9 protein-coding genes are annotated in these 13,773 nt (G+C 63.6%); 5 read left to right on the forward strand and 4 right to left on the reverse strand.

The annotated features are described in order from the left end of the window. Positions 1–407: 407 nt before the first annotated feature. From ET524_RS11020 to ET524_RS11030, 3 genes are read right to left on the reverse strand one after another with little or no spacing between them, the layout of a single operon-like run. Positions 408–1,172, reverse strand: a complete 765-nt coding sequence (locus ET524_RS11020; protein WP_129425844.1) for a cytochrome b/b6 domain-containing protein — start codon at positions 1,170–1,172, stop codon at positions 408–410. Continuing rightward, complete coding sequence (locus ET524_RS11025; protein WP_129425846.1) at positions 1,172–2,113, reverse strand: 4Fe-4S dicluster domain-containing protein; 942 nt, start codon at positions 2,111–2,113, stop codon at positions 1,172–1,174. The genes ET524_RS11020 and ET524_RS11025 overlap by 1 nt, the downstream gene beginning before the upstream one ends. A 16-nt stretch (positions 2,114–2,129) precedes the next feature. Next, positions 2,130–5,345 carry a molybdopterin-dependent oxidoreductase gene (locus tag ET524_RS11030; protein ID WP_129425848.1) on the reverse strand — a complete coding sequence of 1,072 codons (3,216 nt, stop codon included), beginning with the start codon at positions 5,343–5,345 and terminating at the stop codon, positions 2,130–2,132. A 201-nt stretch (positions 5,346–5,546) separates the two neighbouring features. On the opposite strand from ET524_RS11030, the gene ET524_RS11035 reads away from it, so the two are divergent. Next, positions 5,547–5,741, forward strand: a complete 195-nt coding sequence (locus ET524_RS11035) for a hypothetical protein (protein WP_129425850.1) — start codon at positions 5,547–5,549, stop codon at positions 5,739–5,741. Positions 5,742–6,590: 849 nt separating this feature from the next. Here ET524_RS11035 and ET524_RS11040 read toward each other — a convergent pair. Then, entirely contained in the window at positions 6,591–9,719 is a 3,129-nt protein-coding gene (locus ET524_RS11040; RefSeq protein ID WP_129425852.1) for an ATP-binding protein, read from the reverse strand. 782 nt (positions 9,720–10,501) lie between these two features. On the opposite strand from ET524_RS11040, the gene ET524_RS11045 reads away from it, so the two are divergent. The 4 genes from ET524_RS11045 (at position 10,502) to ET524_RS11060 (ending at position 13,767) form a co-directional block, all read left to right on the forward strand. After that, on the forward strand, positions 10,502–11,125 hold the full coding sequence (locus tag ET524_RS11045; RefSeq protein ID WP_129425854.1) for a hypothetical protein: 624 nt from the start codon (positions 10,502–10,504) through the stop codon (positions 11,123–11,125). Positions 11,126–11,493: 368 nt separating this feature from the next. Next, on the forward strand, positions 11,494–12,036 hold the full coding sequence (loaP, locus tag ET524_RS11050; protein WP_161566708.1) for an antiterminator LoaP: 543 nt from the start codon (positions 11,494–11,496) through the stop codon (positions 12,034–12,036). 24 nt (positions 12,037–12,060) lie between these two features. Then, positions 12,061–12,756 carry a sugar transferase gene (locus ET524_RS11055; RefSeq protein WP_201738793.1) on the forward strand — a complete coding sequence of 232 codons (696 nt, stop codon included), beginning with the start codon at positions 12,061–12,063 and terminating at the stop codon, positions 12,754–12,756. 504 nt (positions 12,757–13,260) lie between these two features. After that, on the forward strand, positions 13,261–13,767 hold the full coding sequence (locus tag ET524_RS11060) for a DUF6933 domain-containing protein (protein ID WP_129425859.1): 507 nt from the start codon (positions 13,261–13,263) through the stop codon (positions 13,765–13,767). Positions 13,768–13,773: the final 6 nt, after the last annotated feature.

Consider the following 13,773-nt stretch of genomic DNA (forward strand, 5'->3'; position numbering starts at 1 on the left):
GCGCTCTTGCACAAACGCCGGCGCTCCCGCTCCCGCGCACCCGCGCCCGCACGCAAAACGCCGGCGCCCCTCCCACACACTGTGCCCGCGCCCTCTCCCAAAACGAAGGCGAGACGGGGTTTGTGCCCCGTCCCGCCTTTCTGCGTCCCGATATCTCAACAGGCTGCCTTTGTGGGCGCGCCCGCTGTCGGTTGGTTTTTGGATGCCGCCCGCGCCTTCTGGTTGCGGCCGGCATCCGATTGCTGGCCGCTTTGCCAGCTTTGCGGCCCATTGGTGGCGGGCCATCGAGCTGGTCGGCATCCGCCGTGCCGCCTGCTCGCAGCTTGCGCGCTGCTTGCAGGCGCGGGCCTGCAGCTCGTCGGCTTACGGTTGCGCGACCTGGGGCCGCGCAACCAACCGCAAACTACCTACTTGCGAATGACCTTCTGGCCGCTCTCAAGTTCCTTGCGTGCCCAGTGGCCCCAGTGGTACAGCGCGTCGGCTTCGGACACGGTGCCGTCGCCGAACATCAAGCGATGCGTGCCGCGGTAGGGCTGGAAAATGCCCGCGCCCAGGAAGATGTGCGCCAGGCCGAACACGGCGATCAGCAAAAAGCCCAGGTCATGCAGCCATAGGATCACGCCATACGCGCCGCCCAGGCTGATAACGGAAGACCCGATCACCAGCAGCACGCCCGTGACGCCCATAAGCGCGCCGGCAAGCCACAGCATGCCGTCGGCGAAGCGCTGGCCGGACTTCACCTCGTCCTGGTCGGGCATGTGAATCCACTTCGCCATGAACAGGTACGGGAAGAACAGCAGCATCCACTTCTTGTCGTCGGAATTCCACTTCGCGAACAGGTTCTTGAAGATGTGCGCCACGCCCTTCGGCGCCGCAATGGCGCTGATGAGCGGCACCAGCACGAACACCGCGCCGATCACGCGATGCGACATGCGGATGGCGAACACGGTGTCCGCGCCTGCGGCCTGGCCCAACGCGGGCACGAACACGAACAGGCCGGAGATGCACAGCAGAATGCAGGCGATGATGGTGATGCCGTGCGTCCAGCGCGCCTGACGCGAGTGGCGCACGATGCGCTTTTCGCCCAAACGGCGCGCGTCGGCTTCGTGCTGCTTCAGAAACTCCCTGTCGGCAGCTAGCTGATCAGGGGAAACGCTCACGGTCTTGCTCATTACCGGCCTCCCTTCTTGCCGATGTTCTCGGTGATGTGCTCCATCACCGACATCTCGTCCTGCCCATCGCCGTGCTTAACCACCGCGCCGGTGGCAACGTCGATGGTGTCCTTCGTGGCCGGGTTGTACGCCAGCTTATCGCGCTTGTAGCCGGCGGCCAGGCCGAACATGGCGGCCAGTCCCACGACGGTAAGACCGCTCAGCGCGCCTGTGATCGGCTTCATGACCTGCGTCATTGCCACCGTGGCCGAAACCTCCGGGTTCTCCGGCAGCTCGTAGCGGTCCAGCGGATACTTCAGCACGTGCAGCACGTGCGCGCCGCCGATCTGGTCGGCGCCGTACAGGCTGGCGTCGGCGAACCCGCGCCCGCGCAGCACTTCCACGCGCTCTTGCCCGTAAGCCAGCATCTCCTCGCGCGTGCCGAAGCGCAGCGCCTGCGGCTGGCATGTGGACACGCACGCCGGCGCCATGCCGTGCTCGACACGGTCGCCGCAGCCCGTGCACTTGTTGATGACGGCGCGACCCAAAATGCCGTTATCGCCGTCGTAGCGCGGCACGTCGTAGAGGCAGGCGTCAAGGCAGTACTTGCAGCCCACGCACCTCGACTGGTCAACTTCTACAAAGCCCGTGTCCTCGTTGCGCACAAGCGCGCCGCCCGAGCACACCGCGGCGCACGGCGCATCTTCGCAATGCATGCACGAACGGCGGCCAAACGCCCACTCAACCGGCTTCTGACCTGCGCCATCGCGCTCGTCGAATGTCATGATCAGGCGCGTGGTGCCATTGAGGTCCGGCGGGTTTTGGTACGTGCCCGTGAAATCTTCCTTCGCGTTCGCGCCCTTCATGTACGACGGCAGGTTGTTCCAGCATTTGCAGGCAACCTGGCAGCCTTTGCAACCCGTGCACTTCGAGGAATCGAACAAAATTGCCATCTCAGTCATCTTTCGCTCCTTCCCCTTATGCCTTCTCGATGTTCACGAGGAACGCCTTGTACTCCGGAATGAAGCTGTTCGGGTCGCCGACGTTCGGCGTCAGGTCGTTCACCATGTTCGTGTCCGATCCGTGCACGCCCGCCCAGCCATAGTGGTGCGTCATGCCCACCAGGTGGCGCTTCTCGCCGTTGATGGTCATGGGCTTCACGCGCTTCGTGACCACGGCGGGAATCTCCACCGAGCCGCGGTTGTTCCACACGTGCACCATGTCGCCGCTCTTGATGCCCTTTTCGGCGCCCAGCTCCTCGGAAATCTCGATGAACTGCGCGGGCATGGACTCGATGAGCGCTGGGCACATGCGCGTCTGGCCGCCCGTCTGCCAATGCTCGGTGACGGAATACGTGGTGGCCACGTACGGGAACTCCTTGCAGTCGGCGTGCGCCGTGGACTTGTTCTCGGCGAACTTGATGCAGGGGTTGGACAGGTGTCCGTTGATGATGTTCTTCTCAAGCGGGCTTTCGAAGGGCTCGTAGTGCTCGGGCATGGGCGCGTCCACCATGCCGTAGCTGATGAGGCGCGCGTTTTGCTCCCACGTCATGAAGAACGCGTTGTTGTTCGGCGGAATCGGCTTGCCGCCCTTGACGGCCACGAAGTCGGCGTTGTCGTTGAGCTCCCACTTCTCGCCGTTCCACGTGCACAGCGCCTTCTTCTCGTTCCACGGCTTGCCCTTCGTATCGGAAGACGCGCGGTTGTACAGGATGCGGCGGTTGTTCGGCCAGGCGTAGGACCACTTCGGGTACAGGCCCAGGCCCGTGGGGTCGGTCAGGTCGCGCGAAGCGCACGGCTGCTCGGCGGCGTCAAGCGGCGCCTTGTTGTTGTTCCAGAAGCCGGAGTACACCCACATGCCGCACGCGGTGGTGCCGTCGGCCTCAAGCTCGGAGTAGCCCGCAAGCAGGTCGGTCTTCGGGTTCTTCGAATCGCAGTTGCAATCGGTGTCGGCGATGCGGTAGCCGTTGAGCGCCCAGGCCACGGGGCACGGGTCCATCTTGCCATCGACGTAGTAATCCCACTTCGTGTTCAGGATGGGGTCGGGGTTCGCGCCGCCTTCCTTACGGTACAAATCGCAGATGGCGGTCCAGATGAGGTCGCACATCTCGTAGTCGGGCTTTGCCTGGTCCCACGGCTCGCACGCCTGGAAGCGGTACTGGATCCAGCGGCCGGAGTTCAAGATCATGCCCGGCTTCTCGTAAATAAGCGCGCACGGCAGGTAGTACACCTCGGTCTGGATTTCGGCCGGGTTCATGTCGGGCGCTTTCCAGAAGCACGCGGACTCGGTTTCCACTTGGTCGGCCACCACCAGCCAGTCAAGCTTGGCCATGGAGCGGCGCACGAAGCTGGCGTTCGGGGCGGAGTGGCACGGGTTCATACCCCAGTTGAAGTAGCCCTTCATGATGCCTTTGTCCATCAGCTCGAACGTGGAGATGTGCGTGAAGTCCTGCGCACCCTTGCCCGAGGGGACCTTCGGCCACCAGTCGAAGCCGTAGTCGTTTTCCACGGTTGCCGCGTCGCCGAACCACTCTTTCAGCGCGGAAACCATGAACTTCGGCTTGTTCGTGTAGTAACCGGCCGAGTACGTCTGCGACTCCAGCCACTTGCGCAGCGTGGAACGGTCGGTGGTGTTCGACCACTTCAGGTATCCGGGCTGCTCGTCCACCAGCATGGCCATGTCGGTTGCACCCTGAACGTTCGGCTCGCCGCGCAGCGCGTTCACGCCGCCGCCGGGGACGCCGATGTTGTTCAGCAGCAGCTGCAGGATGGACATGGCGCGCGTGTTCTGGCCGCCGTAGGAGTGCTGCGTCTGGCCCAGCGCGTACAGGATGGTGCCGGATTTGCCGGGCGCGCCGGATTCGCTGTACGTCTTGTACACCAGCTCAAGCGTGTCGTGGTCCATGCCGCAGATGCTGCACACGGTGTCGATGTCGTAGCGCTCGTACTGCTTCTTGAACAGCTGATACACGCAGTTGGGGTCCTGCAGCGTCATGTCGCGCTTCGGCTTGTTGAACGCCGGCGGCGTGAACTCGGGCGTGCCGGGCTTGTTCACCCACGCGTAATCGCCAGTTGCGGACGTGTCCCATTCCTCGACGGATTCCGTCTGGTAGTGCCACGTCTCGTTGTTGTACGTCTTCGTTTCCTCGTCCCAGCCGCTGAACAGGCCCGTTGCAGCGTCGAACTCGAAATCGGGGTTGATGAGGTAGCTGGCGTTCGTGTAGTTGACGAAGTACTCGAAGTTATAGTTCGCAGGGTTGACGCCCGTGCGGTTGTACTCGGCCAGGCCCGGCTCGATGAGGTTCTCGATGATGTAGTGGTACATGCCGCCGTAGAACGCGATGTCGGTGCCGCTGCGCAGCGGGCAGTAGATGTCGGCCTGCTCGGCGGTGCGGGTGTAGCGCGGGTCAACCACGATCCACTTCGCGCCGCGCTCGTGTGCGCGGTGCAGGTGCAAGCTGGAAGTGGGGTGGCTCTCGCAGCTGTTCGAGCCGCAGTGCAGGATGTAGTCGGCGTTGGCCATGTCGGTCCAGTGACTGGTCATCGAGCCGCGGCCGAACGTGGGGGCCAGGCCCACAACGGTGGAGCTGTGGCACACGCGCGCCTGGTTGTCGACGGCAACGATGCCCAGCGAGCGCATCATCTTGAGGATCAGGTACTGCTCTTCGGAGTTTTCCTGGCTGCCGCCCAAGCTGGCCATGGCCGGCGTGTAGTTCACGGTCAGGCCGTCTTCGTTCTTCTCGATGAACGTGGCATCGCGCGTGTTCTTGACGTGGCGCGCGATCTCGGCCACGGCGTCGTCCCAGGAGATGTCCTCCCACTCGCTGGCGCCGGGGCGGCGCACCATCGGGCGCGTGATGCGGTCGGGGTTCTTGATGACCTCGCGCGTTTCGGGGTCAACGATGTTGCGCAGCTGGAGCATCGTGGCGCCCTTCGGGCACAGGCCGCCTTCGTTGATGGGATGCTCGGGGTCGCCCTCAAGGTTGATCAGTTCGCCGTTGCGCGACGAGCACAGGCTGCCGCAACCGCCGGCGCAGTAGCAGCAGATGTTCGTGGCCTCTTCGGTCTTTTCGAGCTTCCATTCCTTTTTCGTCTCTTCGGCGAAGGCGGGAGTGGTTGCGGAAAGCTCGAACGCCAGCGTGGTGGCCAGCGCTCCTCCCGTTGCCTTGAAGAATCCTCTACGTGAAAGGTTCATGGTTGTCCCTCTCGTCTTGTTCCCAAACACGCCGGTGACCAGGCAGTTTGCAAGTGTGAAGGCCGCTTGCAGGTGAGGCGCCGCTGCAGGCCGCCCGTGCGGCCGTGTGCGTGAAGCGCGCGCAATACGCCAGGCTCTTCGCCTTTCCCGCTGCGCGCGCAGATTGCTTTTTGGGCGCAGGCAAAGGATGCAGCAGCGTGTATGGGTTTGTCTCGTTTCGCGTTTCTTAGGCGCGCTCGCCTTCGCGCCAAAGGTTTGCCCGCGCGCTCGTCCTTCGCGCTGGCAAAGTGCAGAATGCTGATGAATGCAAAGGGCTTCACGCAGATTGAAGTCGCCTACATTCAAATGCAGAAGGCGGATCCGGATTTCCGCCGTCCTAAACGTTACTACTGCTAAGCCATGTTTCCGTTTTGCTGCCAGCAAGGGAGTAAATTCTCCGACAAGCGGCATAACCCCAAAGAGGGTGTGCCACCTGAACTGGGCAAACGCCGAAAGTGGTTATATTCTGATACGCAAATGATGCGGAACAAGATGCGTTGAACAGCACCAACGAAAGCCCCCGCAACCCCACCTCGCAGTGTCGAGCGCAAACTCGACACCTACTAGGAAGCGCGAATCGCGCCGCATAATTCAGCACGCTGTATCGTTCTGTGGCAAGAAAAAGGCCTTTCTGTATGTGCACGTGCCTCAAGGGGTGCTCAATGGCAAGAATTGGGGATTCCTGTAGCCGGCGCGCTCCCTACACGGCTCGAATTGGCAAGAATCCGGTGTTTCTGTATCAAGAAGGGGGGTTTGCGCCTACAGAAAGCCCAGATTCTTGCCACGTGGCCGCTGAATTGTGCATGAAGATACAGAAATGGCAGATTCTTGCCATTGCGCAGGACGGGGAGGACCATTGCAAGATAAGAAGTCGGTTCCCAAGGGGGTCAAGGCGCCGCCGCCTTGACTGCAGCCTCGTAACGCTCGCAAGCCATGCGTCGCCACCTGCCGCGCAAATCGAGCCCCCTCGCGGGTCGCGCGTCTGCGCGCCGTCGCCCGCGCGCCCGCCCAACCGCCTGGGTTGTAGTCGAGTCGCAATACCGTCCCACATTGCCCAGGCTGCGACCGAACCGCAGCATCACGCGCCCGGTCGCCCGGCCCGCGGGGGCTCGCGCCGTCGCCCGGCCCGCAAGTCCCGCAAGTCCCGTCGCTCGCGTCCGCCTGGTCGCCCGGCCTGCGGGCCGCACCCAGCTCGTGGGCCGCCCTCTAGCGCCCGTACCTCTTCACGGCGTCGATGAGTGCTCGCATGTCGAGCGGCTTGGACAGGTGCGCGTTCATGCCGGCGGCCTTTGTGCGCTCGCGGTCTTCGTCGAACGCGTTCGCGGTCATGGCGATGATGGGCACGCTTGCCGCATCCGCGCGGTCAAGCGCGCGGATGGCGCGCGTGGCCTCAAGCCCGTCCATCACGGGCATCATCAGGTCCATCAGCACCAGCGAGATCGATCCCGGCGCCGACTTCTCGAACGCGGCCACCGCTTCCTTGCCGTTCCACGCCTTCATCACCACGGCGCCGGCGGCGTCGAGGTAGTATTCCGCAATCTCCATGTTCAGGTCGTTGTCCTCAACCAGCAGCACGCGCTTGCCTTCAAGCGACGCCATGTCCTGTGCCTTGTCCGACCCCGGGCCCTGTGCTTCGCCAGCGTCGTCGATGGTAAACGTCAGCCAGAACGTGATGGTGGTGCCCACGCCCTGCTGGCTTTGCACGTCGATGGTGCCTCCCAAGGCATCTACCAGCGACTTCACGATGGACATGCCCAAGCCCGTGCCGCGATAGTGCGTGCGCGCGCCCAGCTCCTCTTGCGTGAACGGCTTGAACAGCTGCTGGTCCATGAACTGCTGGCTCATGCCGATGCCCGTGTCCTCGATTTTGAACTCAAAGCGCGCCACGCCGCCCGTGCAGCCAAGCTCGGTGGCGTACGTGTTCACCGACCCGCCGGGCTTGTTGTACTTGATGGCGTTGCTGAACAGGTTGAGCATAATCTGCCGCAGCCGCAGGTCGCTGCCAATAAGGTGCGCGTGGCGAATGTTCACGTGATAGCTGCGGTGCGCAATGTTGCTTTCCTGCAGTTGCGCGTCCACCAACGACCGCACATCGGCCATCAGCGCTTCCAAATCGAAGCGCACCTGCTCAAGCACCATCTGCCCCGAGCTGAGCTTGCTCATATCCAGCACGTCGTTGACCAGGTCGAACAAGTGGTTTGCGGACAGCTGGATTTTCTCCAGGCACTCGCGGGTTTTCTCGGGGTCCTGGTTGCTCATACGGATGATTTCCAGCATGCCCAAGATGCCGTTGATGGGCGTGCGGAAGTCGTGGCTCATGCGGTTCATGAACTCGGTTTTCGCCTTGTTCTCCGAGTCGACGGTTTCGAGCGCCTGCTCAAGCCGCTGTTTCTCCTCTTCCTCGTGCTGGTGGAACGCCGAGGTGTTCTTGAGCAGGATGATGCCGCGCACCACGGGCCGGTCGCGCTGCGTTTCGGCGTCGTAGGCGGTGTCGCGCGACATGAGCACGCTTTTCTGCAGCCACATGGTTTGGCCGCCCTTCGTGCGCTCGCGGTACTCGATGGTCACCTCGCTGGCGCCGGCTTCGAAGCGCTTCAACAGCTTCTCGGACGTGTCGATCAGCCGGTAGCTTTGCGCCGTGTCGTCGGCGATAAGCTTCGAGCGGCGTCGGCAGTACGCGTCGTAGGAGCACGGCGGCTCGATGCCCAGGTCAAAGCGCTCTTCGGACGGCTGCGTGAACGCGCGCTCCAGCTCGTCGTCCGTCAGGTTCACCGAATAGGCCGTCTGCGCGGACTCTAGCAACGCGTCCACGTAGTGCGCGTTTTCCATGAACGACTGCTTCATCTGGTCGTAGTAGCGCGACAGCTGCTGCTTTTCCGTGGACTCGATGCTGTGGAACGGCTCGAACCCCACGACGAAGTGGTGCAGCGCGCCGCTTTCGCCGTCAAGGAACACCACGGTCAGCCGGCCGTGGTGCGTGTTCAGGTGATAGGGGGCGGTAAGCGTCGGCGTTTGCTCGCCCAGCGTTTGGCGAAGGTGCTCAAGCTGCAGAAGCTCGCGCAGCCGCGTCCGGTCGTTGTCGGCGGCCAGCTCGGCCGCAATCTGCACCGCCGCGCCCGTGTAGTTGCCGCTGTCGGCTAAAAACGCGTCCGACGAGGCGCGCAGCACGCGGTACTGGTCAAGCAGCGCGTCGCAGTACAGGCAATCGGAGAAACGGTAGCCCATGCTCTCGATGCGCTTGAGCGTCAGGCGGTCGTGCTGCTGCATCTCGGCGGCCTCAGCGCGCTTGGCCCGGTTCTTGTCGATGTACATATTCTTGTCGGCCTCGCGTAACAGCTCGCGCAGCGTAGGCGTGCCGAAATCGCTTGACAGCGCCCAGCCAGCGGCGTAGCTGATGGGCATGGCGGGGTTGGCCTGGGAATACTCCGCGCACAGTGCGCGCAACTTCGCCAGCTGCGCTTCTACGTCGGCATGGCTGGCGTTTTGCATCACGGCGATGAACTCGTCGCCGCCGTCGCGGCCCACGAAGCACGCCGGCCCCGCAATCTTGGCCAGCTGTTCGGCGAACGAGCGGATGTAGGCGTCGCCGGCCTCGTGCCCTAAGTTGTTGTTGATGGTGCGCAGGTTGTTCAGGTCGAACATGCACATGGCCACGGGCGCGTCGGGCGAGGTGGGCGTTTCCCGCCTCAGGATTTCCTCGCATTTGTTCTTGTTCGGCAGACCCGTGGCCTCGTCCAGGTACACCTTTTTTTGCAGCGCGCGGTTTTGCGCGGCTGTGCGGATGGCGCGCGCCAGTTCGATGGCCATGAGCGCGATAAGCCCGGCGATCACGGCGAACACCACGTTTTCCAGCTGGTTGAGCGCGGTGGCCCTTTCTTGCGAGTATTCCTCGGCCAGTTTCGTGGTCGTGTCGCAGATACCGAAGAACTCCTCGCTTTTCGCGATGATGTCGGTATTTTCGTAGCCTACGTCGCGTACGCGGTTGATTTCGTCGCGCAGCGTGGAGAAGTACGCGGCCAACTCGGTCATTTTCGCCTGGTACTCGTCGTCGTTCAGGCTGACCAGGTTCAGCTCGTCGCTGCCGAAACGCAGCCCGTTGATGTAAGAGTCCACGGCCTCAAGCAGCTTGTCCTGGGGCTGACCTGCGTCTTCAAGCTTCACGATACGCTGCGTGGTACCGCGCACCAGGCCGGCGTAGTTCACCACGCGCGCGGTGCCCTGGATGTCGGCCACCAACGACAGGATGTTGAAGAACAGCACGATAAGCACGACGGTAAGCGCCGTCATAAGAATGTGGATGATGCGGTTGCCGTTTTTAGCGGCGGGCTTAGACATTGTTCGGCCTTTTCGGTACGTTGTTTCCCTCGTTCACGCGGCCCGGGGCCACATGCGAAACATTATACCCGCGTCCAACTCCAAGTCAGCGACCAATAACGTCCCATATGCGGAACGCACCGCAATTCGCTTTGGCTTAGATCGTGCGATTGCCGAAGGCTCGCACCCCGCGTTTCGCCAGCACGCTGGGACGGTCTGCCACTTTTGACATGCGGTCGCCGAAGGCTCGTAAGCGCTTAAGCCTTGCAGCCCGATTCCGTAGGGCGAAGCGAAAGCTCCGCCCCAAACAGAAAGCGCCAAAGGCGCGTCACCAAATGAAACGTAACGCCAGCAATCAAGTAACTCGCACGCCCTGGGCCCAGGCACCGCACAAGCCCTGCAAAATCTGGAATACAACTCCAGATTTTACGAACAATGTCTCTCAGAAAGCTGGAAGGACGGCTTTTTGTGCGCATGCGAGCGTGGAGCCCCGCATGCAAAGTCATTTTTGCGTGAGGAGAACCACAAAATCATCAAATAGGTCGTTTCTCCAGGTGAAATGACATTTTTGGAAGGCAGAAAAGTACACTTTTTTGCCACTGGGTTATGAATTGCAAGATTCGCGTAATGAACGCTAACCGACCTGCGGTTATGCAAAAATCGATGTGTATAATGGGGCTAATTTCGAAGTGGCAAAAAAGCGTACTTTTCTGCAACTTGGCGAAGAGACCGCCGCGTCCCTGGTGACGCGGCGCCGTTGCCTTATGCCTGGTTGCAGGCGCGTTTCGGGAAAGGAAGGCGGCATGGCGGCGGCACGGCGAGCAGCGCAAAACGCTAGTGGAAACGCGGCGCGCGCGCAGCGTCAGTCGGCAGCTGCGCCGTTTCCCGCCGGCCGCCGCGTGCCGAAGGGCACGCTGCGCTGGTATCCCGTGCGTGTGCCGGAAGGCCGCGAGGCCGCTGCCGCCGAGCGCCTGCGCAAGCTGGCGTCGGCGGGCGCGCTCGACGACGCCGTCGTCGTGTCGCGCGAGCGCTGGTTCAAGCGCGCCGGCGTGTGGAGCGTGCAAACGCAGCCGCTGTACCGCGGCTACGTGTTCGTCGTGTCGCGCGACGCGGCGGCGCTCGGGCGCGAGCTGGATCGCCTGGGGCTGCACGGCGACGCGCGGCAGGAGGGCGGCCGCCCGGTGCCGCTGGCCGACGACGTGCGGCAGTGGATCGTCGCGTCCATGGACGGCGCGGGCGTGCTGCGCGCCAGCGAGGGCGTCATCGAGGGCGGCAGCCTGCGCGTGACGAAAGGCCCGCTTGCCGGCCAAGAGGCGCGCGTGGCCAAGGTCGACCGGCATCGCCGCGTGTGCGAGGTGCGCGTGGGCCGCGAAGGCGGGCGCGACGTGGTGGAGCGTATGGCGCTCAACGTGCCGGAGAAAAGCTAGCGGCCGGGTTGCTGCCTGCGGTCAGGCCGCGCTTCGGCCGCGAAGGCGGGCGCGGGGCCGGGTGCTCAAGGGCGCGCGGCACCAAGCAGCCGCCACTTGCCGGCCGGCCGCTTCGCCACCCGCAACGCGGCGGCACGCAGCTTCGAAATCGCAGCTTGTTGCGCCGCGGGCGCGCGGGCGGGGCAACCTCCCGTCAGCGCCCGCGGCGCAGGAAACTGCAGTGTTTGGGTTATGAGGACCCGCAGGTGTAAAGCGATGCCGCGTTCGGCGTTCGTACAAGCCTGCGGGAATGAATGCGTTTTCGTTTCGCCATTCCTTGCGGGGGCAGGGGCGAAGCCGTGTCGAGAGGCGAAAGGCGGGTGCGGGCCGTGTGGTACGTGATCCAAGTGATGGCAGGCCGCGAGGAAGCGGTGGCCAAAAAGATCAAGCGCGCGGCCGCGGACTTCGCCGAAGAGCGCGGCATGGCGGCGGCCGACGTGCTGCAAGAGTGCTTCAGCCCGCGCTTCAAGACGAAGGTCCGCCAAGACGGCAAGTGGGTGGACAGCGAGCGTCCGCTGCTGCCGGGCTACCTGGTGGCCGTGACCGGCAGCGCCGCCGTGCTCGACACGGCGCTCAAGCGCGTGCCCGAGCTCACCCGGATCCTGGGAAACGACAACGCATTCATTCCGCTGAAAGACGACGAAGCCGCCTGGATCGACGCGTTCACGCGCAAGGGATACCGGGTGGTGGAGATGTCCGAGGGCTTCAAAGAAGGCGGCAAGGTGACCGTGACCTCCGGCCCGCTGGTGGGCTACGAGGGCGCCATCACCAAGATCGACCGCCGCAAGCACGAGGCATACCTGCAGCTTGAAATCATGGGAAGGAAAAAGGAAGTAAAGGTTGGCTTTAACCTCGTCAGAAAAGCACGATGAACTGGGATTGGGCGTGACGCCGTAGTGGCTAGCGAAGCTGTTGCAGCCAAGGCCGCCGAAGAGCGTGCCGAGCAGGCCGACGCGAAGGTGGTCGACTTCGAGTCCATCGCGCCGAAGAACGCCGCCGCGCGCAACACCGTGCGAAGCGGCGCGGCGTGCGACCTTGACGCCCAGGAGCGCCGCCGCCAGGGCGTCGAGCGCGCAGGGCGGCTGCGCGAGGAGCTGGGCGAGGGGCCGGTGGCCGGCATCGAGGGCCGCCTGGCCTACCGCTTCGCCAAGCGCGCGTTCGACGTGGCGTTCTCGGCCGCGGTGCTGGTGGCGTTCTGCTGGCTGTTCGCGATCATCGCCGCGCTCATCAAGGCCGACGACCCGAAGGCCCCGGTGCTCTTCAAGCAGCGGCGCGTGGGCAAGGGCGGCGAGACGTTTCAGATGTACAAGTTCCGCAGCATGTGCGTGGACGCCGAGGAGCGCCTGGCCGAGCTGCGCGAGCTCAACGAGAAGACCGGACCGGTGTTCAAGATGGCCGAGGACCCGCGCGTCACCCGCGTTGGCAGGTGGCTGCGCAGGCTCAGCCTCGACGAGCTGCCCCAGTTCATCAACGTGCTGGCCGGCGACATGTCCACGGTGGGCCCGCGCCCGGCGCTGCCCGCCGAGGTGGCGACCTACAACGACTACCAGCGCCAGCGCCTGCTGGTCAAGCCCGGCCTGACCTGCTACTGACAGACCCGTCGCAACCGAGACTCTATCACCTTCGACGAGTGGGTCGACCTCGACCTGTGGGCAGGAGCGCAATCCCGCGCTCCCTGACCCAGGGGAGGAAACATGCCCTCATCGCGAGGCTGCCGCAGCAGCTACGACTGCATTGTCAAGATCAAGGGCGTCACCACGCGCCCGATACTGTTCAGCCAGCTCATGTGAAGTGACGGGGAGGGGGTGATGAACCCCGAGGAGCTGTTCGCGGACGATCGCAGCCCCGCCTCCGAGCAGGAGCGCGTCCATGAGGATGAGCTGCATTTGTTAGCGTCAATGCAGTTTTCACCATTTGGGGATGCTGACTTTTTCCGTACGAAAGTGCTCATATCCTCTCCGCGATACCCGAACCGATTCGGTCCAACTATTTGTCCGCATCCCCTACCTCAAAGTGCGCAAATATTTTTCGTTGCCCGAGCACCGGCAGATACCGCGTACAATTCGGTTAAAGGCAATTGCGGATGGGGAAGCATCATGGAGATCGGATTGACTGAGGTCGTCAGGAAGATGGCGTCTGCCGGAACCCTGCCGGCCGCGCAGGAGGGCGAACTGCTCTTCTACTGGGACCTCGCGCGTGTCGATTTCGGGCAGCGCAAGCTGCTCGTCGCGTCGAATGCAGCCACGCGGCTGTGCGCCATCACCAGGATGGCCGCGGCCGACTGGAGGCATATCGACGAAGTAGCCCTCCGGCTCGTCGAGGATGCCGTCAGCTGCGCCGGCCTCGACGCCGCGCGCTACCTCGAGCTCGCAGGGGAGGCGCGCCTCAGCAAGACCCACGGCAGGCGGGCGCTGGGCTGCGTGAACGACCTGTCGCGCATGCTCGACCCCGCCCGCATCGACATGGCCGAGAAGCTGCAGTGGCGCGAGATGGAGCTGCTCAACTGCAAGCTCATATCCAAGTGCGCCGGTCACGAGGGCTACGGTGTCCCCGCCGAGCGCTTCGCCGAGGACCTGCGGGCGCTGATCGATCGCGTAGAATAGCGGCTA

Origin of the sequence: Senegalimassilia faecalis, from assembly GCF_004135645.1 — a bacterium.
GTDB classification, from domain to species: domain Bacteria; phylum Actinomycetota; class Coriobacteriia; order Coriobacteriales; family Eggerthellaceae; genus Senegalimassilia; species Senegalimassilia faecalis.

What these genes read in the sequence shown, in the direction of transcription:
- ET524_RS11020 (WP_129425844.1), bottom strand. Translation starts at nt 1,172, where the DNA reads ATGAGCAAGACCGTGAGCGTTTCCCCTGATCAGCTAGCTGCCGACAGG.
- ET524_RS11025 (WP_129425846.1), bottom strand. Translation starts at nt 2,113, where the DNA reads ATGACTGAGATGGCAATTTTGTTCGATTCCTCGAAGTGCACGGGTTGC.
- ET524_RS11030 (WP_129425848.1), bottom strand. Translation starts at nt 5,345, where the DNA reads ATGAACCTTTCACGTAGAGGATTCTTCAAGGCAACGGGAGGAGCGCTG.
- ET524_RS11035 (WP_129425850.1), top strand. Translation starts at nt 5,547, where the DNA reads ATGGGTTTGTCTCGTTTCGCGTTTCTTAGGCGCGCTCGCCTTCGCGCC.
- ET524_RS11040 (WP_129425852.1), bottom strand. Translation starts at nt 9,719, where the DNA reads ATGTCTAAGCCCGCCGCTAAAAACGGCAACCGCATCATCCACATTCTT.
- ET524_RS11045 (WP_129425854.1), top strand. Translation starts at nt 10,502, where the DNA reads ATGGCGGCGGCACGGCGAGCAGCGCAAAACGCTAGTGGAAACGCGGCG.
- ET524_RS11060 (WP_129425859.1), top strand. Translation starts at nt 13,261, where the DNA reads ATGGAGATCGGATTGACTGAGGTCGTCAGGAAGATGGCGTCTGCCGGA.